General features: G+C 69.9%; 4 protein-coding genes. All 4 read right to left on the bottom strand.

What is annotated here, in order from left to right; all coding sequences use genetic code 11:
• Window position 1: 1 nt before the first annotated feature.
• From BM004_RS09310 to BM004_RS09325, 4 genes are read right to left on the bottom strand one after another with little or no spacing between them, the layout of a single operon-like run.
• Window positions 2-5,863 carry a non-ribosomal peptide synthetase gene (locus BM004_RS09310; RefSeq protein WP_093212745.1) on the bottom strand — a complete coding sequence of 1,954 codons (5,862 nt, stop codon included), beginning with the start codon at window positions 5,861-5,863 and terminating at the stop codon, window positions 2-4.
• On the bottom strand, window positions 5,863-12,342 hold the full coding sequence (locus BM004_RS09315) for a non-ribosomal peptide synthetase (RefSeq protein ID WP_093212747.1): 6,480 nt from the start codon (window positions 12,340-12,342) through the stop codon (window positions 5,863-5,865). Before BM004_RS09315 ends, BM004_RS09310 begins: the two co-directional genes overlap by 1 nt.
• Window positions 12,343-12,352: 10 nt before the next feature.
• Window positions 12,353-17,044, bottom strand: coding sequence for a type I polyketide synthase (locus BM004_RS09320; RefSeq protein ID WP_093212749.1), 4,692 nt, complete (start codon window positions 17,042-17,044; stop codon window positions 12,353-12,355).
• Window positions 17,044-22,392, bottom strand: coding sequence for a non-ribosomal peptide synthetase (locus BM004_RS09325; protein WP_093212751.1), 5,349 nt, complete (start codon window positions 22,390-22,392; stop codon window positions 17,044-17,046). The genes BM004_RS09320 and BM004_RS09325 overlap by 1 nt, the downstream gene beginning before the upstream one ends.
• Window positions 22,393-22,439 lie beyond the last annotated feature (47 nt).

Genomic DNA, 22,439 nt, shown 5'->3' on the forward strand with positions numbered 1-22,439 from the left:
GTCAGCCTCCCGCCGCCAGCGCGAGCGCCGCTTGCGCCGAGGGGTTCGGCACGCCCTGTACCCGATCGGGCGGCGCCTCCAGCGCGGCGCGATCGCACATCGCGCCCATCGCCACCACGATCTTGCGCGGCCCCTCGTACGGGTCGCGCGCATGGGCGGCCAGCATGTTGTCGAGCATCACGACGTCGCCCTGGCGCCAGTCGAAACGCACGGCGCATTCTTCGTAGGCACGGCCCACGACGGCCATGGTCTCGTCGGCGATCGGCGAGCCGTCGCCGTAGGTCACGTGCCGCGGCATGCGGTCCAGCCCGGCCATGGCCACCAGGTCCTCGCGCACGTCGGGCTCGAGGCAGCTCACGTGGTGCAACTGCACCTGGTTGAAGAACACGCGGTCGCCGGTGACGGGGTGCGTGATCACCGCCGGGCAGCGGGTGCGGGTCTGCAGCGTGTCTTCGTCCAGCCAGCGCCAGCCGATGTCGGCAGCCGCGAGGCGGGCCTCGACCTCGGCCCTGCTGTCGGTCTTGAAGAAGGTCTGCCAGCTCACGTCGAAATTGGGCGTGAACGTGCGCACGTAGAGCAGCCCCTTGCGCTCGAACCCGGCGACCACGTCGGCCGGCAGGCGGCGCAGCATCTCGCGGCAATCGACGATGGGCGTGGCGCCGCCCACGGGCGACGGCAGCTCGCAGAAGAACCACTGCTTGCGCGGCCAGCGGTCCAGGTGCGAGCTCTCGTTGTGGTACAGGATCATCTGGCGCTCGGGGTACGGCGTGGAGCGGTAGGTCTTCTTGCCGCCCTCCTTCTTCGGCAGGTCGCCGTAGCTGCCGTAGAGCTCGGGTTCGATCACTTCCGCGAAGGCCTCGAACTCCTGCGGCGTGCGCAGGCCGAAGTTGCGCAGCAGGATGCCGCCATGGGTGCGCAGGCTGGCCTCGATGAACTCGCGCTGCTCGCGCGCCCAGGCCACCGCATCGATGTCGCCGCCCGTGGCTTCGATCACGAGCGGGAAATCGCGTTGCGGCGACAGGAACGAAGTGCGCACCGGCAGGCGCGGCGCCGGCGCGCCGGTGCGGTCCTTGTCCACGAGTTTCTTGAGCTTCTGCAGCTTGCCCAGCGCGGGAGACGGAGATGACATGGTCGGGGTTTCCAGTGGAATGGGAATGACAAGGTTCTCCAGCATTCCGGTTGGCGATGTGGCTACCTGTTGCAGGAGGTCGCGCCACGCGGCGGCGGCCTGTTCGATCGACTCGCGCCGGTACAGGCTGGTGGCGTAGACCCAGTTGGCCGTGAAGCCCGTGCCTGCCGAGGTGCTTTCGCTCACGAACACGGCCAGGTCGAACTTCGATGCGACCACGGGTTGTTCCACGGCCTCGATGACGATGCCGGGAATCTCGAGCCGGCTCGCCGGCATGTTCTGCATGACGAACAGCACCTGCACGAGCGGGTTGTGCTGCTGGCTGCGGGGCACGCCCGCGAGCTCGACGATCTGCTCGAAGGGCACGTCCTGGTGCTCGAAGGCCGACAAGGTGCTCTCCTTGACCTGCGCCAGCCACTGCGCGAACGTGAGCCGCGGCGCCAGGCGCGAGCGCAGCGGCACGACGCCGACGAAGAAGCCGATGAGCTTTTCCAGGTCGGGATGGCCGCGCCCGGCCACGTCGGTGCCGACCACCACGTCGTTCGAGCCGGCCTGCCGGTGCAGCATCAGCAGGAACACCGAGAGCAGCAGCGTGTAGAGCGAGGTGCCGTGCCGGCGGGCCAGCACGCCCAGCGCCTGCGCCAGTTCCTTGTCGACCTCGATGGCGACGGCGTCGCCGGCCGTCGATGCCGTGCGGGGGCGTGCGTGGTCGGGCCTGAAGGTGGACAGCGCGGGCGCACCGTCGAGGTAGCCGCGCCAGAAGGCCGACTCGGGGGCGAAGCGCTGCGCGAGCTTGCGGTGGTGCCAGTCGGCGTAGTCGGCGTACTGCACGCGAAGCGGCGGCAGCGAGGCATGCCGCCGCTCGCGCAGCGCGGCGTAGATCGCCATGAAGTCCTGCACGAAGATCGACTCCGACCATCCGTCGAACACGATGTGGTGCACGCACAGCAGCAACAGGTGCGTCTCGGGCGCGGTGCGCAACACCGTGGCGGCCAGCAGCGGCCCCGCGGCCAGGTCGAACACCGTGCGCGCATGGGCGTCCTGCGCGGCCTGCACCCCGGCTTCCTGCTGCGCCGGCGCAAGGCCCGTGAGGTCGTGCAACGGCACGGCGAGCGGGCCGGGCAACTGGACGCACGCCACGGGCTCGCCCTCGTCGTCCTGCGGGTAGGTGGTGCGCAGCACCTCGTGCCGCGCGACGATGGCGTCGAGCGTGGCGCGCAGCACATCCGCGTCCAGCGCGCCCCGAAGCCGCAGCGCCGCCGTGATGTTGTAGGCGGCCCCCTTGCCGGACAGGCGGTCGACCAGCCACAGCCGCTGCTGCGCGGGCGAGAGCTTCATCTGCGCGGCGCGCGCCACCGGCTCCAGCACCGGCACCGGCACGGCAACTGCCTCGCTGCCTGCGGGATGGACGCCATGCGCGTCCTGGAGGTGGCTTGCCAGCGCATGCAGCACCGGATGCTCGAAGACCCGGCGCAGCGGCAGTTCGATGTTGCGCGCCGCACGCACGCGCGAGGCGATCTGCGTGGCCAGCAGCGAGTGGCCGCCGATCTCGAAGAAGTTGTCGTTGCGCCCGACGCGCGGCACGCCCAGCACCTGCGCCCAGATCGCCGCCAGCGCCTCCTCGAGCTCGCCCTGCGGCGCCTCGTAGGCGAGGTCGTTCGTGAATTCCGGCGGCGGCAGCGCCTTGCGGTCCACCTTGCCGTTGGGGTTCAGCGGCAGCGCGCCGAGCACCACGATCACCGACGGCACCATGTAGTCGGGCAAGGCGCCCCCCAGCCGCTCGCGCAGCACGGGCGCGTCGATCGCCTGCGCGGCGTGCAGCGACACATACCCCACCAGGCGCGCACCCGCCGGGCCTGCGCCGGCGACCACCACGGCCTCGCGCACTTCCGGCTGTGCCAGCAGCTGGGTTTCGATCTCGCCCAGTTCGATGCGGAAGCCTCGGATCTTCACCTGGTGGTCGATCCGCCCCAGGTACTCGAGCCGGCCCTGGCCGCTCCAGCGCACGAGATCGCCCGTGCGGTAGAGCCGCCCGCCCGCCGTGTCGAACGGGTCCGCCACGAAGCGTTCCGCGCTCAGCGCGGCGCGGCCGAAGTAGCCGCGCGCCAGCCCGATGCCGCCCAGGTAGAGCTCGCCCGCCACGCCGGCCGGCGCCAGGTTGAGCGCTTCGTCGAGCACGCGGACCTGCGTGTCGGCAATGGCGCTGCCGATGGCCGGCACGCCGTGCATGCCGTTCACGCCGTTCGCGCTGTTCACGCGGTCCGCCGTCGACCAGATGGTCGTCTCGGTCGGGCCGTACATGTTCCAGAGCTCGATGCCGAGTTCGCACAGGCTGTGCGCCAGGTCGGCCTGCAGCGCCTCGCCGCCGCACAGGCCCTTCAGGCGCGCGGGCCGGCCGTGCAGCCGCAGGTCTGCCTCGAGCAGCCGCCAGCCCGAAGGCGTCGACTGCAGCACCGTGGCGCCGCTGTCGCGCAGCAGGCGGCCGAGCGCTTCGCCATCGCGGGCCACGTGCTTCGCCGCGAGCACCAGCCGCGCGCCGCACACCAGCGGCAGATACAGCTCGAGCGCCGCGATGTCGAAGGACAGCGAAGTCACCGCCACCAGCACGTCGTCGGCCGACAGGCCGGGTGCCTCGCGCATGCTCGACAGGAAGTGGCTCAGTGCGGCGTGCCGCACCATCACGCCCTTGGGCTTGCCGGTCGAGCCCGAGGTGTAGATCACGTAGGCGAGGTTGTGCCCGTTCGACGGCACCTGCGGGTCGCTGGCCGGCGGGTCTGCCGGTGCGTCTGCCGGTGCATTGGCCAGTTCATCGTCGGTCGGCAAGGTATCCAGCGCAAGCACCCGCAGCCCCTCGGCCGCGGCCGAGAGCTGCGCCACCAGTTCATGCTGGTGGCTCTGCGCGAGCAGCAGGCGGATGCCGCTGCTGGCCACCATGTAGGCCAGGCGGTCGGGCGGGTACTCCGGGTCCAGCGGCACATACGCGCCGCCGGCCTTCAGGATCGCAAGCAGGCCCACCACCATGTCGATCGAGCGCTCGGCGGCAATGCCCACCATGCTTTCCGCCTTCACACCCAGCGCCATCAGCCGGTGCGCCAGGCGGTTCGCCCGCGCATCGAGTTGTGCGTAGCTCAGGGCCTCGTCGCCGAACACCAGCGCCACCGCCTCGGGCGTCTGCCGGGCCTGGCGCTCGAACAACCGGTGCACGGGGGTTTCGGCGTCGTGGCGTCGCGCATTCACGCCCCAGCCGTGCATTTGCGCCTGCTCGGCTTCGCCCAGCAACGCCACGCCGCCCACCGGCTGCTCGGGATGGTCGGCCAGGGCACTCAGCACTGCCAGGTAATGACCCGCCATGCGCGCCATCGTCTGCGGTTCGAACAGCTCCGACGCGTAGCGCAGGCTGGCCTGCACGCGGCCCTCGGCGTCTTCGGTGGTTTCCAGCGTGAGTTCGAACTGCGCCGCCTGCACACCCAGGTCGCACTCGGTCAGCGAGAGGCCGGGCATGCCTTGCAGCGCACCGGCGTCGCCGCGCTGGTGGTTGAACAGCACCTGGAACAGCGGGTTCGCGCCCAGCACGCGGTCGGGCTGCAGCGCTTCCACCAACTGTTCGAAAGGCAGGTCCTGATGGGCTTGCGCACCAAGCGCGGCATCCTTAGCGCGGGCCAACACTTGCGACAAGCTCTCGCGCGCATCGAGCACGCTGCGCAGCACCTGCGTGTTGACGAAGAAACCGATCACGCCTTCGGTCTCGGCCCGGTGCCGGTTGGCGATGGGCACGCCCACGCGAACATCTGGTTGGCCCGTATAGCGGCTCAGCAGCACCTGGAAACCCGCGAGCAGCGTCATGAACAGCGTGGCGCCCTGCGCCTGCGCGCGACGCAGCAGGCCTCCGGCCAAGGCAGGCGGCAGTTCGAAGGCGTGGCGCGCCAGGCTGTAGCGGCCATCGGTGCGCCGGGCATGGTCCGCCGGCAGTTGCAGCACCGGTTGCTCGGTGCCGACGTGCTTTGTCCAGTAGGCCAGTTGCCGCTCGCGCTCGCCCGCCTCCAGCCAGTTGCGCTGCCACGCGGCGTAGTCGGCGTACTGGACCGGCAGCGGCTGCAGCACCGGCACACCGCCCTGCACACGCGCGGCGTACTGCGCCACGAACTCGTTCACGAGGATCTGCATCGACGCGCCGTCGGACACGACGTGGTGCATCACCACGACGAGCATGTGTTCCTCGTCCGCAAGGCGGACCAGGCCCACGCGCAGCAGCGGCCCTTCGGCGAGGTCGAAGGGCGTGCGGCTCAGGCGGCCGGCCTCCGCCTTGCTGCGCGCCTCGCGTTCGTCCTGCGACGTCACGCCGCCGAGATCGAGCACCGTGAAGCCGGGCTCCACACCCTCGCGGATCACCGCTTCGGCGGCGCCGCCGTCCGCGGGGCGAAAGACGGTGCGCAAGGACTCGTGGCGCTCCACCAGCGCGCTGAAGCTTGCGCGCACCGCGTTCACGTCGAGCCGGCCCGCCAGCATCAGGGCGCCGCCGATGTGGTACGCCGTGCTCTGCGGATCCAGCTGCCAGAGGAACCATTGGCGCACCTGCGCATACGAGAGCATGCCGCGCGCCGAGGGCTGCGCCGCGACGATCGGAAGGCGCGCGAAGTCGATCTTCTGCTGCTGCAGCAAGGCCAGGAAAGCCTTCTGCTTCTCGGTGGACAGGCGGGCGAATCGCTGCGCCAGTTCGTGTTTCTTGTGTTCCATCAGTCTTCCAGTGCTTCCAGCAGGCTGGCCATCTGGTCCAGGTCGCCGGCTTCCTCGGTGAGCTCGGTCGAACGCATCTGCGTCACGGCCTCGCCGATCGCGACCAGCGACATGCGCTGGAAATAGATCGCGAGCGGCAGCCGCACGCCCAGCTCGGCCTGCGTGCGCGTCTGCGCCTGCAACACGGCCAGCGAGTGGCCGCCGAGTTCGAAGAAGTTGTCGTGGCGCCCCACGCGCTGCACACCCAGCACCTCCGCCCAGATCGCGGCCAGCTTCTCCTCCGTCTCTCCCTGCGGCGCTTCGTATGCGTTGCCCGCCGAGAACTCCGGCGCGGGCAGCGCCTTGCGGTCCACCTTGCCGTTGGTGTTCAGCGGCAGGGCATCGAGCACCACCAGCACGGAAGGAACCATGTAGTCCGGCAGTGCTTCGCCGAGGCGTTCGCGCAAGACGTTTGTGTCGATCTCCTGACCCGACACGTAGCCCACGAGCCGCGTGCCCGTCGGGCCCTCGTTGGCGATCACCACCGCCTCTCGCACTTCGGGCTGCGCCAGCAAGCCTGCTTCGATTTCTCCCAGCTCGATACGGAAGCCCCTCACCTTCACCTGGTGGTCGATGCGTCCCAGGTACTCCAGCTGGCCTTCGTTGTTCCACTTCACCAGGTCGCCCGTGCGGTAGAGCCGCTCCCCGCCTTCGCCCGCGATGAAGCGCTCGGCCGTCAGGCCTTGCCGATTCAGGTAGCCGCGCGCCAGCCCGGCGCCCGACACATACAGCTCGCCTGCCACGCCCAGCGGCGCGGGGTTCAGCTGGCCATCGAGCACCTGCAGGCCCAGGTCGGGAATCGCAATGCCCACGGGGCTGCGCGACCGGCCCAGGTCCGCCGCGGTGATGCGCCGGTAGGTCACATGCACCGTGGTCTCGGTGATGCCGTACATGTTGATCAACTGTGGGCTGTCGTCGCCGTGGTGTTCGATCCAACCGCGCAGGCGCTGCGGGTCGAGCGCTTCGCCGCCGAAGATCACCGTGCGCAGAGCCAAGTCATGAGCCTGCGGCAGGCTGGCCAGCTGGCCGAAGGCCGAGGGCGTCTGGTTGAGCACCGTGACGCGCTCACCGCGCAGCAGCTGCAGGAAGTCCTCCGGCGAGCGGCTGACCCAGAACGGCACCACCACCAGCTTGCCGCCGGTGCACAGCGCGCCGAAGATCTCCCACACGGAGAAGTCGAAGGCGTAGGAGTGGAACATCGTCCATACGTCGGCCGGACCGAAGTGGAACCACGCGTCGGTGGCGTCGAGCAGGCGGCTCACGTTGCGGTGGCACAGCTGTGCGCCCTTGGGGCGCCCGGTGGAGCCCGAGGTGTAGATCACGTAGGCGAGGTTCTCGCCGTGCAGGTCGAGATCGGGGTCGGTGTCGGACTCCCCGCTCACGTCGAGCGTGTCCAGTGCCAGAACTTCCAACGCCTCGGTGCCCGGCACCTGCAAGTGGCTCTGCGTGAGCAGCAAGGCGATGCCGCTGTCCTCGACCATGTAGGCCAGGCGGTCGACCGGGTACTCCGGGTCCAGCGGCACATACGCGCCCCCGGCCTTGAGGATCGCGAGGATGCCCACGACCATCTCGAGGGAACGCTCCACCGCGATGCCTACCTTGGTCTCGGGCTTCACGCCCAGATCGATCAGTCGATGCGCCAGGCGGTTGGCCCGTGCGTTGAGTTCGCCGTAGCTCAGGGCCTGTTCGCCGAACGCCAGAGCCGGAGCCTCGGGGCGTTCACGCACCTGCCGTTCGATCAGCCGATGGATCGGATCGCTGGCCTCGGCCGGCTGCCTGCATGCGCCCCACGACGCCAGTTGCGTGCGCTCGGCCTCGCCGAGCAACGCCACGTCGCCCACCGTCTGCCCGGGATGGTCGGCCAGCGCATTCAGCACTGCCAGGTAATGACCCGCCATGCGCGCCATGGTCTGGGGTTCGAACAGCTCCGACGCATAGCGCAGGTTGGCGTGCACGCGGCCATCGGCGTCTTCGGTGGTTTCCAGCGTGAGTTCGAACTGCGCGGCCTGCGCGCCCAGGTCGCACTCGGTCAGCGTCAGGCCGGGCAGTCCCTGCAGGGCCGCGGCATCGCCACGCTGATGGTTGAACAGCACCTGGAACAGCGGGTTCGCACCCAGCACGCGCTCGGGCTGCAGTGCTTCCACCAATTGCTCGAAAGGCAGGTCCTGATGGGCTTGCGCGCCCAGGGCGGCATCTTTCGCGCGGGCCAGCACCTGAGACAGGCTCTCGCGCGCATCGAGCACGCTGCGCAGCACCTGCGTGTTGACGAAGAAGCCGATCACGCCTTCGGTCTCGGCCCGGTGCCGGTTGGCAATGGGCACGCCCACGCGCACGTCCGGCTCGCCGGTGTAACGGTTCAGCAGCACCTGGAAGCCTGCAAGCAGGCCCATGAACAGCGTTGCGCCCCGGGCCTGCAAGCGCTTGTGCAGCTTGCGAACCAGATCGCTCGGCAGCTCGAAGCCGTGGCGCACCGCGCTGTAGCGGCCGTCCGCGTTGCGTGCGCGGTCGGTGGGCAGTTGCAGCACGGGCTGGTCGGTGCCGAGGTGCTGCGTCCAGTACGCGAGTTGGCGCTGGCGCTCGCCGGCTTCCAGCCAGTCGCGCTGCCATGCGGCGTAGTCGGCGTACTGGATCGGCAGTGGCGGCAACGAAGCCGCCGTGCCCTGCACGCGCGCGCTGTACTGCGCCACGAATTCATCGACCACGATCTGCATCGACCAGCCGTCGGACACGATGTGGTGCATCACCACGACGAGCATGTGCTCTTCATCTGCAAGGCGGATCAGGCCGACGCGCAGCAGCGGGCCTTCCCCCAGGTCGAAGGGCGTGTGGCTCAGGCGCAGCGCCTCTTCGCTGCTGCGCGCTTCGCGTTGCCGTGCATCGGGCAGCGCGGAGAGATCGACCAACGTGATGTCGAGCGGCGCGGCATCGCGGACCCGTTGCGCGGCCAGGCCCTGTGCGTCGGTGCGAAACACGGTGCGCAGCGATTCGTGGCGCTGCACCAGCGCGTCGAAGCTGGCGCGCAAGGCCTGCGTGTCGAGCTTGCCCACCAGCTTCAGCGCACCGCTGATGTGGTACGCCGTGCTTTGCGGATCGAGCTGCCACAGGAACCACTGGCGCATCTGCGCATGGGACAGCGCCAGCGTGCCGGCACGCTGCGCCGGCGTCAGCGGCGGGATCGCCGGTGCGTCCAAAGCCGCGCCGCCCTGCACGGCGCGCGCGATGCGCGACAGGCTCTGGTGCTCGAACACCTGGCGGGGGCTCAGCGGCACGCCGGCCCTGGCCGCGCGTGCGGTCACCTTGAGGCTCAGGATCGAATCGCCGCCGAGCTCGAAGAAGTTGTCATGGCGGCCGACCTGGGCCACGCCCAGCACGTCGCGCCAGATCGCTGCGAGGGCCTGTTCGACTTCACCTTCGGGCGTTTCATACGCCTTGTCGCTGGTGAACTCGGGGGCCGGCAGCGCCTTGCGGTCGACCTTGCCGTTGGCGTTCAGCGGCAGCGCATCGAGCACCATCAGCACGCTGGGAACCATGTAGTCGGGCAATGCTTCGCCGAGGCGCTCGCGCAGCACCGCGGTGTCGATGCCCTGGCCGGACACGTAGCCCACGAGCCGAGCGCCTGCGGGGCCTTCGTTCGCGACGACGACGGCTTCGCGTACTTCGGGTTGCGCCTGCAGCTGCGCCTCGATCTCGCCCAGCTCGATGCGGAAGCCGCGCACCTTGACCTGGTGGTCGATGCGGCCCAGGTATTCCAGCTGGCCTTCGTTGCTCCAGCGCACGAGGTCGCCTGTGCGGTAGAGCCTGTTTCCGTTCTCCGTTGCAATGAAGCGCTCGGCGGTCAGGCCAGCGCGCTTCAAATAGCCGCGTGCGAGGTTGATGCCGCCCAGGTACAACTCTCCGGCAACGCCGACAGGGACTTCGTTCAGGCTCTCGTCCAGCACATAGGCCTGCGTGTCGCTGATCGGCCGGCCGATCGGCACCTGCGTGCTGCCGTCATCCCGGCACGTCCACTGGGTGACGTGGATGGTGGTTTCGGTTGGGCCGTACAGGTTCTGCAGCGTGGCACCGCTCAGGCGTTGCAACGCTTCCTTCTGCGTGGCCGCGGGCATCGCTTCGCCGCCGCAGATGATGTGCTTGAGCTTCGTCGTCGCCTCGATGCCCTCATACGCCAGGAAGGCCTGCAGCATCGAGGGCACGAAGTTCAGCGTCGTGATCTGGTGCTTCTGGATCAGTTCGACCAGGCGGACCGGGTCGCGGTGATCGCCGGGGTTGGCAATGACCAGCCGGGCACCAGAAGTCAATGGCCAGAACATTTCCCATACCGACACGTCGAAGCCGAACGGGGCCTTGTGCAGGACCGTATCGGCACCTGCGAGCGTGTAGAAATCCTGCATCCAGGCCATGCAGCTGAAGAGCGCCGCATGGCGGATCGCAGCGCCCTTTGGGCGACCGGTCGAGCCGGAGGTGTAGATGACGTAGGCGAGGTGTTCGCCGTGAAGAGCAATTTGCGGATCGAACTCGGACTCCGAAGAGGTATCGAGCGTGTCGAGTTCCAGCACCTGAAGCGAATCGGCGCCAGGGATCAGCGACCGCAGATGGCTTTGCGTGAGCAGCAGCGAGACGCCGCTGTCCTCGACCATGTAGGAGAGGCGGTCTGCGGGGTATTCGGGATCGAGCGGCACGTAGGCACCGCCCGCCTTCAACACCGCGAGGATGCCCACAAGCATCTCTGTGGAGCGCTCTACGCAGATGCCGACCAGCGTGTCCTGCCTGACGCCCAAGGCCGTCAAGCGATGCGCCAGCTTGTTCGCGCGCACGTTGAGTTCCGAGTAGCTCAGCGCCTCGTCATCGAAGACCAGCGCAGGCGCCAGGGGCCTCGACTTCGCATGCGCCTCGATCTGCCGATGCACAGGCTGAGAGCCTTCGTGCCGGCGCGTGTTCTCGGTCCACGCCACCAGTTGCGCGCGCTCCGCAGCACCTACCAACGCCACATCGCCCACCGCCAGTTCAGGCTGCCCAGCCAGCGCCTCCAGTACCGCCACGTAGTGCCCCGCCAGCCGCTCGACCGTCTCACGGTCGAACAGCTCGGCCGCATACAGGAAGGTCGCCTCGACCCGCCCGTCCTCGAACTCCAGCGTCTGCAGCGTCAGCTCGAACTGCGCGTCTTCTTCCTCGAAGTCCAGCCGTTCGACCGACACGCCGGGCCATTCGGCCAGCGAGCGATGGTCGCGCCGCACGTGGTTGAACATCACCTGGAACAGCGGGTTCGCGCTCAGGCTGCGCTCGGGCCGCAGTGCGCCGACCAGTTGCTCGAACGGCAGGTCCTGGTGGGTCTGCGCGCCGATGGCGGTGTCGCGGGTCTGCACCAGCAGTTGCGCCAGCGTGGTCCGCGCGCCGATCTGCGAGCGCAGCACCTGCGTGTTGACGAAGAAGCCCACCACGCCCGCCGTGTCCGCGCGGTTGCGGTTGGCAATGGGCACGCCCACGCGCGCATCGCTCTGGCCGGTGCGGCGAAACAGCAAGGCATTGAAGCCCGCGAGCAGCGCCATGAACAGCGTCGCGCCCTTGCCCTGCGCCTGCCGGCGCAGCCGGGCGAGCGTGCCGGCGGGCAAGGCGACGGTGACGCGCGCCGAGCCGTAGCGGCCGTCGGCGTTGCGCGGGCGGTCGGTGTGCAGCGAGATCACCGGTTGCCCGGTGCCCAGGTGCTCGCGCCACCAGGCGAGCTGGCGTTCGCCCTCGCCGCCGTCGAGCCACTGGTTCTGCCACACGGTGTAGTCGGCGTACTGCACAGGCAATGCGGGCAGCGCCGCGGCCTGGCCGCTCACGCGCGCGGCGTACAGCGCAGCCAGTTCGTCGAGCGTGAGCTGCACCGACCAGCCGTCCGACACGATGTGGTGCATCACCACCAGCAACCGGTGCGCCTGCGCCTCGGTCTTCAGCAGCACGGCGCGCATCAACGGGCCGCGCGTGAGGTCGAAGGGCTCGGTGCGAATGCGCTGCACCTCGCGCTCGACCGCCGCTTCGCGCGCCGCGGTGTCCAGCATGCACAGGTCCACGCAAGGCAACTCGATCTCCACGGCCTCCTGGATGACCTGCTCGGCGTCGCCGTCGCCCGCCTCGCGGAACACGGTGCGCAGCGACTCGTGGCGGTCGACCAGCGCCTGCATGCCCGCGCGCAGGGCATCGGTGTCGAGCGGGCCGGCGAGCACCAGGCCGCCGCTCAGGTGATACGCCGTGCGGGCCGGGTCCAGCTTCCACAGGAACCACTGCCGGCGCTGCGCATGGGACAGCGGCGCGCGGTCGCGGTGCGGGCGCGGAGGAATGGCGCTCGTGCCGGCCTGCTGCATGCCGGTGCTCGCGCCGCGCAACCGCTCCTTCAGCTTGGCACGCTGGTCCGCGCTCAGGTTGGCGCGGCGCTCGGAGATGTCGTGGATTTCGGGCATGAGGGGTTCTTCAGACGGTGGCGGAGACAGCGGAGAGGCGATCGGACACAGCGGGTGCAGGGGACGCCGCGGCAGCGGCCTCGTCGGCGTTCTCGATCTCTTCGATCAGCCGGGTCTCGACCAGCAAGGCCAGCTCGGCGATGGTGGGCGCCTTGAAGAAGGCGGCCGGGTGCAGCTCGATGTCATAGGCCTTGCGCGCGCGCGCCAGGATCTGGATGGCCAGCAGCGAGTCGCCGCCGAGCTCGAACAGGTTGTCGTTCACGCCGATGGCGGCGATGCCCAGCATGTCCTGCCACAGCGCGGCCAGGCCGGTCTCGAGATCGCCGTCGGGCGCGACGAAGGGCGTGTCGAGCGCGGGGCGCGGGTGGTTGCGGCGCGTGCCGCGCGCGGCATGGGCCAGCGGGCCGTTCTCGATCAGTTCGAGCATGCCGCTGTCGAGCTTGCCCAGGCGCTGCGCGAGGTCGGTGGTCGAGATCACGACCTGCGCATGGGCCGGGCCGTTGACGATGCGCTCCAGCGCCAGCGCGCCTTCGGGGCCGTTCATGCCCACGCCCTCGGGCAGCACCATGCCGGCGGCCATGCCCAGGTCGCGCCAAGCGTCCCAGTTGACCGAGATCACGGGGTGGCCGGCGTCGCGCTGCGCCTGCGCGGCCAGCGCGTCGAGGTAGGCGTTGGCGGCGGCATAGTCGCTCATGCCCAGGCCGCCGGCCATGCTGGAGATCGACGAACACAAGAGCACGAAATCGAGTGGTTCGCCGCGCACCGCCTGCAGCAAGGCTTGCGTGCCGCGCAGCTTGGGCGCGAACACGGCGTCGACCATGGCGCGCGTGCGCTGGCCGATCATGCCGCTCGCGGCATGGCCCGCCGCATGGATCACACCGTGGATGGCGCCGAAGCGTTGCCGGGCCTGCGCGGCCACGGCCTGCATCTGCGTGGCATCGGTCACGTCGGCCGACAGCGCGAGCACCTCGCCGCCCAGCGCTTCGAGCTCGAGCAGCTGCAGCAACTTCTGGCGCAAGGACGCGGGCTGGTCGGGCGACGCCGCCAGCGATTCCCACGCGGCGCGCTCGGGCAGCGGCGAACGGCCGAGCAGCACCAGCCTGGCCTGCCACGACTTGGCGAGATGCCGCGCCACCGAAAGCCCGACGCCGCCCAGGCCGCCGGTGATCAGATAGACACCCTGCGTGCGAAAGCGTTGCCGCGGGCCGGCCCCTTGCGCCGGCAGCGCCAGCGGCTCGTAGACCTTGGTCCAGCGATGCGGCCCGCGGAAGGCCACCAGCGGCTCGTCGCGCGAGGCGGGTGCATCTGCCGCGAACTGTGCCGCAAGCTGCGCCACCAGCCATGCCTCGGCCTGGCTGGCAGCCGCGGGCAGCACCACGTCGACCACGCGGCAATCGATGTGCGGGTACTCCTGCCCGATCACCTTCGCCAGGCTGAACAGCGTAGCTTTCTCAGGGCACAGCGGCTCCGTGCCCGAGACGTCTTCCATCTGGTTGGCGACGACCTGCAGCGACAGCTTGCGCTCGCGGCCGGCCGCGGTGCTGTCCAGCGCCTGCGCCAGGGCCAGCAGGCTGAAGTAGCCGCGCTCCAGCAGGTCGCTCGACGAGGACGGCGCTGCGGCTTCCGTGTCGACACCCCACAGGTGGTGGACCCTGGCCACCGGGCCGATCGCGGCGTGCACCTTGCGCAGCAGTTGCTCGTGGTCGGCGCGCTCGCCGGGCCGCACGGCGTAGTGGCGCGGGCTGATCTCCACGAAGCCCGGGCCCTGCTCCACCCACACCACGGGATGCGCGTCCGCGCCTTCGTGCAACCCATGAAGTTCGTGCAGGTGGCGGATCAGCCGGTCGGCAAGGCCGCCGGTTTCACCGAACACCAGCGTGCAGCTGCCGGCCGGTGCCGGGCCCTGCACCGCGCGCAGCGGCTCGGTGCGCTTCCAGGCCGGCACGTAGAACGCACCGGCCGCAGGGCCCGAAAGGCCCGACGATGCACCGGCCGCGAAGCTGCCCGCCTCCACCCAGTACGACTGGCGCTGGAACGGGTAGCTCGGCAGCGGCACCTGGCGGCGCGGCTGGCCCGCGCGGCAGGAGGCCCAGTCGATCTCGACACCGGCGCACCACAGCGCGCCGGTCACGCTGGCCAGCTGCCGCTCGTTGCGGGCCTGTTGCTGCGGATGCGCCTGGCTCGCCCAGATGCCCGCGGCCGAAGCGGCCTGCGGATGCTGCCGCGCCAGGCCAGCCAGCGTTTCGCCGGGGCCCACTTCGAGCACCACGCGCCCTTGCACGCGCAGCAACGCGGCCAGCCCATCGGCAAAGCGCACCGTGCCGCGCAGGTGACGGCCCCAGTAGGCCGGATCGGTCGCCTGCCCGGCCGTGACCGGCTGGCCCGTGACGTTGGAGATGAACGGAATGCGCGGCGCATGGCGCGGCACCGCGGCGATCACCTTCTGCAGTTCGCCCACGATCGATTCGGTCATGGCCGAATGCGATGCGATGGCCACATGCAGGCGGCGCGGCAGCAGGCCGCCGGCGAGCATCTGCTGCTCGGCCGCCTCGATGGCGTGCAGCGGGCCCGAGAGCACGCAGAGCTGCTCGCCGTTGACGGCGGCGATGTCGCAGCCGGCGCCGAGGAACGGCGCGAGCTCAGCTTCGGCCAGCGCGATGGCGGTCATGGCGCCCGCGGGCATCGACTGCATGAGGCGCCCGCGCGCGGTGACGATGCGCAGCGCGTCTTCCAGGCTGAACACGCCGGCCAGGCAGGCCGCCACGTATTCGCCGAGGCTGTGGCCCAGCATCACGGCCGGCTGCACGCCGCGCGCCATCCATGCGCGGGCCATGGCGTACTCGACGATGAACAGCACCGGCTGCGTGTACTCGATGCATGCGAGCTTCCGGTCGGCCTCGGCCTCCATGCCCGCCGCCGGGTACAGCAGCTCGCGCAGGTCCATGCCCATGGCGCCTTCGAGCAAGGCGCAGCAGCGGTCGACCTCGCCACGGAACACCGGGTCGTCGCGGTACAGCGCGGCGCCCATGTTCGCGTGCTGCGTGCCGCCGCCGGGGAACAGGAAAGCCACCTCGGGCGCGCCGGCCGGCGCGCGCATCACCTGCTCGAAACCGCCCTCGGGCGAGAGCAGCGCCTGCGCAGCCATCGCATGGCCGTTGGCGACGATGGCCGCGCGCAGCGGCATCGCGCGGCGGCCGCTTTGCAGCGTGTGCGCGATGTCGGCGAGCGGCTGATCGGGCGACGCTTCGAAATGACGGCCCAGTTGCTGGCCGGCCTGTTGCAGCGCGGCAGCGTTCTGTGCCGACAGCGGCAGCACCTGCCAGTCGGGTGCGTGGGCCGCGGCCTTTTCAGCCGGCGCCTCTTCGAGCACCACATGCACGTTGGTGCCGCCGATGCCGAACGAGCTCACGCCGGCGCGGCGCGGCGTGGCGCCCGCGGGCCAGGGCCTGGTCGCGGCGTTGACGTAGAACGGGCTGGCCGCGAAGTCGATCTGCGGATTCGGCCGCTCGAAGTGCAGGCTGGCCGGCAGCGTCCGGTGCTTCAGCGCCATCACGGTCTTGATGAGGCCGGTGACACCGGCCGCCGCATCGAGGTGGCCGATGTTGGTCTTCACGGAGCCGACGGCGCAGTAGCCGGTGCGCCCGGAGCCCGCCTGGAAGGCCTGCGTGAGCGCGGCCATCTCGATCGGGTCGCCGAGCACCGTGCCCGTGCCGTGCGCCTCGATGTAGCCCACCGATTCGGCGTCCACGCCCGCGATGAGCTGCGCCGCGCGAATCACCTCGGCCTGGCCGTTCACGCTGGGCGCGGTGAAGCCGACCTTGTCGGCGCCGTCGTTGTTGGCGGCCGTGCCCTTGATGACGGCGTGGATGGTGTCGCCGTCGCGCAGCGCGTCGTCCAGCCGCTTGAGCACCACGAGGCCGGCACCGCTGCCGATGACCGTGCCCGCGGCCTTCTCGTCGAAGGCGCGGCAGTGGCCGTCGGGCGAGAGGATGGCGCCCTCTTGATACAGGTAGCCACCGTCCTGCAGCAGGTTGAGCCACACGCCGCCGGCCAGCGCCATGTCGCAGTCGTAGCCGAGCAGAGCCTGGCAAGCCGTGTGCACCGCGGCCAGCGAGGTCGAGCAGGCGGTCTGAACCGTCACGGCGGGACCGCGCAGGTCGAGCTTGTAGGCCACGCGGGTGCACAGCGAGCCGCCGGAGTTGCCGCTCATGAGGCCCAGCAGCTCGGCAATGCCGCGCCCGTCGCCCAGGCCGAAGACCGGCAAGAGGTGCCGCATGAGGTACAGGTTGGGGCCTTCGCCCGCGTAGACGCCGACCTTGCCCGGCCAGTTCTGCACGTCGCAGCCGGCGTGCTCGAGCGCGGCCCATGCGCACTCCAGGAAGATGCGCTGCTGCGGGTCGAGGTACTCGGCCTCGCGCGGCGAGTAACCGAAGAAGCCGGCGTCGAACTGGTCGAAGCCCTTGAACTGGGTGCCGGCCTTGACGTAGGCCGGGTCGTCGAGCAGTTCCTGCGCAACGCCTTGGGCGCGCAGTTGCTCGTCGGTGAATGCGGCCACGGACTCCACGCCGTCGCGGATGTTGCGCCAGAACGCATCGACGTCGTCGGCGCCGGGGAAGCGGCCCGCCATGCCGACGATGGCGATCTCGATGCCGGTCGCGCCGGATTGCTCAGGCTGGCCGGACGGTTCGTTGAGGGTGTGCATCAGTTGACTCTTTCCGCGGCTTTGCGGCGTTGAAGCAAGGCGGCGCGCTGGCGCAGCGCGCGGTCGTCGCCGGCCGTGGGCGACGAAGCGGGCGCGGCGGCGCCGCGCGCCATCCACTGGGCCAGCGAGCCGACCGTGGGGTACTTGAAGAGATGAACCAGCGGGATCGCGGTGCGCAGCCTGTCTTCGAGCAGGCGGTGCACGCGCACCAGCAGCAGCGAGTGGCCGCCGAGGTCGAAGAAGTTGTCGTGGACGCCGACCTTGTCCAGCTGCAGCACCTCGGCCCAGATGGCGGCGAGGGTTTCGGCGATCGGGCCCTGGGGCGCTTCGTAGGGTTTGTCGCTGGTGAACTCGGGGGCTGGCAGCGCCTTGCGGTCGACCTTGCCGTTGGCGTTCAGCGGCAGCGCATCGAGCACCATCAGCGCGCTCGGCACCATGTAGTCGGGCAATGCTTCGCCGAGGCGCTCTCGCAGCACCGCGGTGTCGATGCCCTGGCCGGACACGTAGCCCACGAGCCTTGCGCCTGCGGGACCTTCGTTCGCGACGACGACGGCTTCGCGCACTTCGGGTTGCGCCTGCAGCTGCGCCTCGATCTCGCCCAGCTCGATGCGGAAGCCGCGCACCTTGACCTGGTGGTCGATGCGGCCCAGGTACTCGAGCTGGCCTTCATTGCTCCAGCGCACGAGGTCGCCTGTGCGGTAGAGCCTGTTTCCTTTCTCGGTTGCGATGAAGCGCTCGGCGGTCAGGCCAGCCCGCTTCAAATAGCCGCGTGCGAGGTTGATGCCTCCCAGATACAGCTCTCCCGCCACGCCGACCGGCACTTCGTTCAGGCTCTCGTCCAGCACATAGGCCTGCGTCTCGCTGATCGGCCGGCCGATAGGCACCTGCGTGCTGCCGTCATCCCTGCACGTCCACTGGGTGACATGAATCGTTGTTTCTGTGGGGCCGTACAGGTTCTGCAGCGTGGCGCCGCTCAAGCGTTGAAGCGCTTCCTTCTGCGTGGCCGCAGGCATCGCTTCGCCGCCGCAGATGATGTGCTTGAGCTTCGTCGTCGCCTCGATGCCCTCATACGCTAGGAAGGCCTGCAGCATCGAGGGCACGAAGTTCAGCGTCGTGATCTGGTGCTTCTGGATCAGTTCGACCAGACGCACCGGGTCGCGGTGATCGCCGGGGTTGGCAATGACCAGCCGGGCGCCGGAAGTCAATGGCCAGAACATCTCCCATACCGACACGTCGAAGCCGAACGGGGCCTTGTGCAAGACCGTATCGGCACCTGCAAGTGTGTAGAAATCCTGCATCCAAGCCATGCAGCTGAAGAGCGCCGCATGGCGGATCGCAGCGCCCTTGGGGCGGCCGGTGGAGCCGGAGGTGTAGATGACGTAGGCGAGGTGTTCGCCGTGAAGAGCAATTTGCGGATCGGACTCGGACTCCGAAGAGGTATCGAGCGTGTCGAGCTCCAGCAACTGAAGCGAATCGGCGCTGGGGATCAGCGATCGCAGGTGGCTTTGCGTGAGCAGCAGCGAGATGCCGCTGTCCTCGACCATGTACGAGAGACGGTCTGCGGGGTACTCCGGATCGAGCGGCACGTAGGCACCGCCCGCCTTCAGCACCGCGAGGATGCCCACCATCATTTCGGTGGAGCGTTCCACACAGATGCCGACCAGCGTGTCCTGCCGGACGCCCAAGGCGATCAGGCGATGCGCCAGCTTGTTCGCACGCGCATTGAGTTCCGAGTAGCTCAGCGCCTCGTCACCGAAGACCAGCGCGGGCGCCAGGGGCTTCGACTTCGCATGCGCCTCGATCTGCCGGTGCACAGGCTGAGAGCCTTCGTGCCGGCGCGTGTTCTCGGTCCACGCCACCAGTTGCGCGCGTTCAGCAGCACCCACCAGCGCCACATCGCCCACCGCCAGTTCAGGCTGCCCAGCCAGCGCCTCCAGCACCGCCACGTAGTGCCCCGCCATCCGCTCGACCGTCTCCCGGTCGAACAGTTCGGCCGCATAGACAAAGCCCAGCGTCAGCCGACCCTCGGGCGTCTCGCGCGCTTCCAGCACCAGCTCGAATTGCGCCTCCCCGTCGGGCAGCGCGTAATGCGCCACCTCGAGCCCCGGCAGTTGCGCCAGCGCCCGGTGGTCTTCGACGAGGTGGTTGAACATCACCTGGAACAACGGGCTCTGGCTCAGGCTGCGCTGCGGCTGCAGCGCCTCGACCAGTTGCTCGAACGGCAGGTCTTGGTGCGTCTGCGCGCCCAGCACCGCCTCGCGCGCCTGCGCGACGACCTGCGACAGGCGCATGCGCGCGCCGATCGGGTTGCGCAGCACCAGCGTATTGACGAAGAAGCCGACGATGCTTTCGGCCTCGACGCGGCTGCGGTTGGCCACCGGCGCGCCGACGCGGATGTCTTCGAGCCCCGTATAGCGGTGCAGCAGCGCCTGGAAGCCGGCCAGCAGCAGCATGAACAGCGTCGCGCCTTCTGAGGCGGCGGACTGGCGCAGGCCTTGCAGAAGTGCGGTGGGCACCTCGAGGCTGTGGCGTGCCGCGCTGTGGCCGATCTGCGCGGTGCGCGGACGGTCGGTCGGCAGGGCCAGCACGGGGTGCGCGTTGCCGAGCTGCGCGCGCCACCAGGCCAGTTGCCGCTCGGCCTCGCCGGCGGCCAGCCAGTCGCGCTGCCACATGGCATGGTCGACGTACTGGACGCGCGCTGCGGCGCGGCGTTGGGTGTCGCCCCGCAGCCGCGCGGCGTAGCCGGCGGCGAGTTCGTCGAGCAGCACCTGCATCGAGGCGCTGTCCGAAATGATGTGGTGCATCACCAGCATGAGCAGGTGCGAGGTGTCCGACAGGCGCACCAGCGCCACGCGCAGCAGCGGGCCCTGCGTGAGGTCGAAGGGCGTGGCGTGCAGGCGCCGCACCTCGTCGGCGGCGCGCGCCTCGCGCTCGGCCGGTGCGAGATGGCGCAGGTCGACGAGGGCCAGCAACGGCGCCCACGACGAACTGACCAGCTGCTCGGCCGTGCCGTCCGCACCGGCCGTGCTGGCCAGGAACACCGTGCGCAGCGACTCGTGACGCGCGGCCAGGTCTTCGAACGCGGCGTGCATGGCGGCCGCGTCCAGTGCGCCCGACAGGCGCAGCGCGCCGCTCATGTGGTACGCCGTGCTTTGCGGGGAGAGCTTCCACAGGAACCACTGCCGCTCCTGCGCATGCGAGAGCGGCAACGGCTGCAGCCGGCGCTCGGCCGACAAGGGCTCGATGGCCGCGTCGTTCTCGCGGGCTGGGTTGGCGCTGCGGCTGCGCACGACGTCCGCGCAGGCGTGCAGCTTCGGCTGTTCGAACAGGTCGCGCAGGCTGAATTCGATGTTCCAGCGGCGCGCGATGCGCGCGGCCACCTGCACCGCGGCGAGCGAGTTGCCGCCCGAGGTGAAGAAGTGGGCATCGTGCGCCAGTGCGCGGCCCTCAGGCAACTTGAGCACTTCGCGCCAGATGCCGGCCACCGCCTGCGCGACATCGTCGGGCAGCGCCGCCTCGGCTGGCATCGATGCACCGCTGCCGCCGAGGGTGAAGGCGCCGTGTTCATGGATGGCGTAGGCATCGAGGCTGCGCGCCGCGAGCCCCGCGCGGCAGGCCTGGCGCTGCAGCTTGCCGCTCGAGGTCTTGGGCAATGCGCCGGGGTTCAGCAGCACGACGGCGGCCGGCGCTTCGCCGAACACCTCGCTCACGGCGGCGCCGAGCGCTTCGACGAGCGCGTGCGGCGGCACCAGTTTCTGCATGCTGCGCGACACCTCGGCCGCCACGCCGATGCCCTCGCCTTGCGGCCCGGTCACCGCGAACGCGGCGACGCGCCCCTTGCGCACGGCTTCCACTTCGGCTTCGACGGTGCGCTCGATGTCCTGCGGGTAGATGTTGTGGCCGCGCACGATGATCAGGTCCTTGATGCGGCCCGTGACGTAGAGCTGTCCGTCGTGCTGGAAGCCCAGGTCGCCGGTGCGCAGCCAGCGCTTGCCCTCGAGCTCGGCGAAGGTCTCGCGGGTCGCCTCGGGCTTGCCCCAGTAGCCCGCGCAGATGCTCGGGCCGCTGGCCCAGATCTCGCCGACGCGGCCTGCGCCGAGCGCGGCCAGCGATGCCGGGTCGGTGATGCGCACCTCGTGGCCTTCGGGCACGGCGCCGCAGCCGACCAGCAGGGTGCCGTCCACACCGTCCACACCGTCAACACCGTTAGCGCTGTCCACGCACTCGACGCCCTCGCCTCTTGCGAGCGCCACGCTCGAGAAGCTGCGCGCGACCAGCCCGCCGCCGCGCTGTCCGCCGGTGACGAACAGCGTTGCTTCGGCAAGGCCGTAGCAGGGGTACGCGGCACCGGGGTCGAAGCCCACGGGTGCGAAGCGTTCGATGAATTCGGTTTCGGTGTCGGCACGCACGGGCTCGGCGCCGGTGTAGGCCACGCGCCACGTCGAGAGGTCGAGCCCCGCGAGCCGCGCGCCTTTCACGCGGTCGAGGCAGAGGCGGTAGGCGAAGTCGGGGCCGCCGCTGAGCGTGGCGCGGTGGCGCGAGATGAGTTCGAGCCAGCGCACCGGGCTTTCGAGAAAGTAGCGCGGCGAGGCCAGCACCAGCGGAATGCCGCTGTACAGCGGCTGCATGAGGCCGCCGATCAGGCCCATGTCGTGATAGAGCGGCGCCCATGACACGAACTTGTCGTCCGGCCCGATGCCCATGCCGTCGCGGATGGCGCGCTCGTTGGCCATGAGATTGCCGTGCGTCACGATCACGCCCTTGGGCGCGGAGGTCGAGCCCGAGGTGTATTGCAGGAAAGCGGGGTCGTCCTGCGCGGGCGAGAACGGGGTCCACGCGCCGGCGAGCGCGATGTCGACCGCATCGACGGCGACCATCGTGGCCTGCGCGAACGACGCGGCGGCGCCTTCGGTCGCGGCCTGCACTGCGGACTGCATCGCCGAAGAGGTCAGCACGCAGCGGGCCTGCGAATCGCCGGCGATGCCGGTCAGGCGCGCGAGGTGCTGGGGCCGCATCGATTCGGGCGGGAACACGGGCACCGCGATCACGCCGGCATAGAAACACGCCAGCATGCTCACGGCGTAGTGGTCGTCGTTGTCCAGCATCACCAGGGCGCGGTCGCCCTTGTCGAACTGCTGCTGCAGGCAGGCCGCGAGCGCGCGCACGCGCGTCTCGAAGACGGCATAGCTGAAGGTCTTCTCGGCATGCGCGCCGTTCGCTTCGCCGGCCACGGTGAGCCAGATGTCGTCGGGCCGCGACTGCGCCAATGCGCGCAGGTGCTCCACGAAGTTCGCGGACGCGGGGTGTCCCGCGTTCAGCGCCGCTGTCGTTGTCGTTGTGCCTGCCATCTCGCTCACTCCAGATAGTTAGAAAGGGGCGCCGCTGGCACCGGGCC

The organism is Variovorax sp. OK212, from assembly GCF_900112425.1.
Lineage (GTDB): Bacteria > Pseudomonadota > Gammaproteobacteria > Burkholderiales > Burkholderiaceae_C > Variovorax.

Bases quoted from the DNA above. Each gene is read 5' to 3' on its own strand.
- BM004_RS09310 (WP_093212745.1), bottom strand. From the start codon at position 5,863: ATGGAACACAAGAAACACGAACTGGCGCAGCGATTCGCCCGCCTGTCC.
- BM004_RS09315 (WP_093212747.1), bottom strand. From the start codon at position 12,342: ATGCCCGAAATCCACGACATCTCCGAGCGCCGCGCCAACCTGAGCGCG.
- BM004_RS09320 (WP_093212749.1), bottom strand. From the start codon at position 17,044: ATGCACACCCTCAACGAACCGTCCGGCCAGCCTGAGCAATCCGGCGCG.
- BM004_RS09325 (WP_093212751.1), bottom strand. From the start codon at position 22,392: ATGGCAGGCACAACGACAACGACAGCGGCGCTGAACGCGGGACACCCC.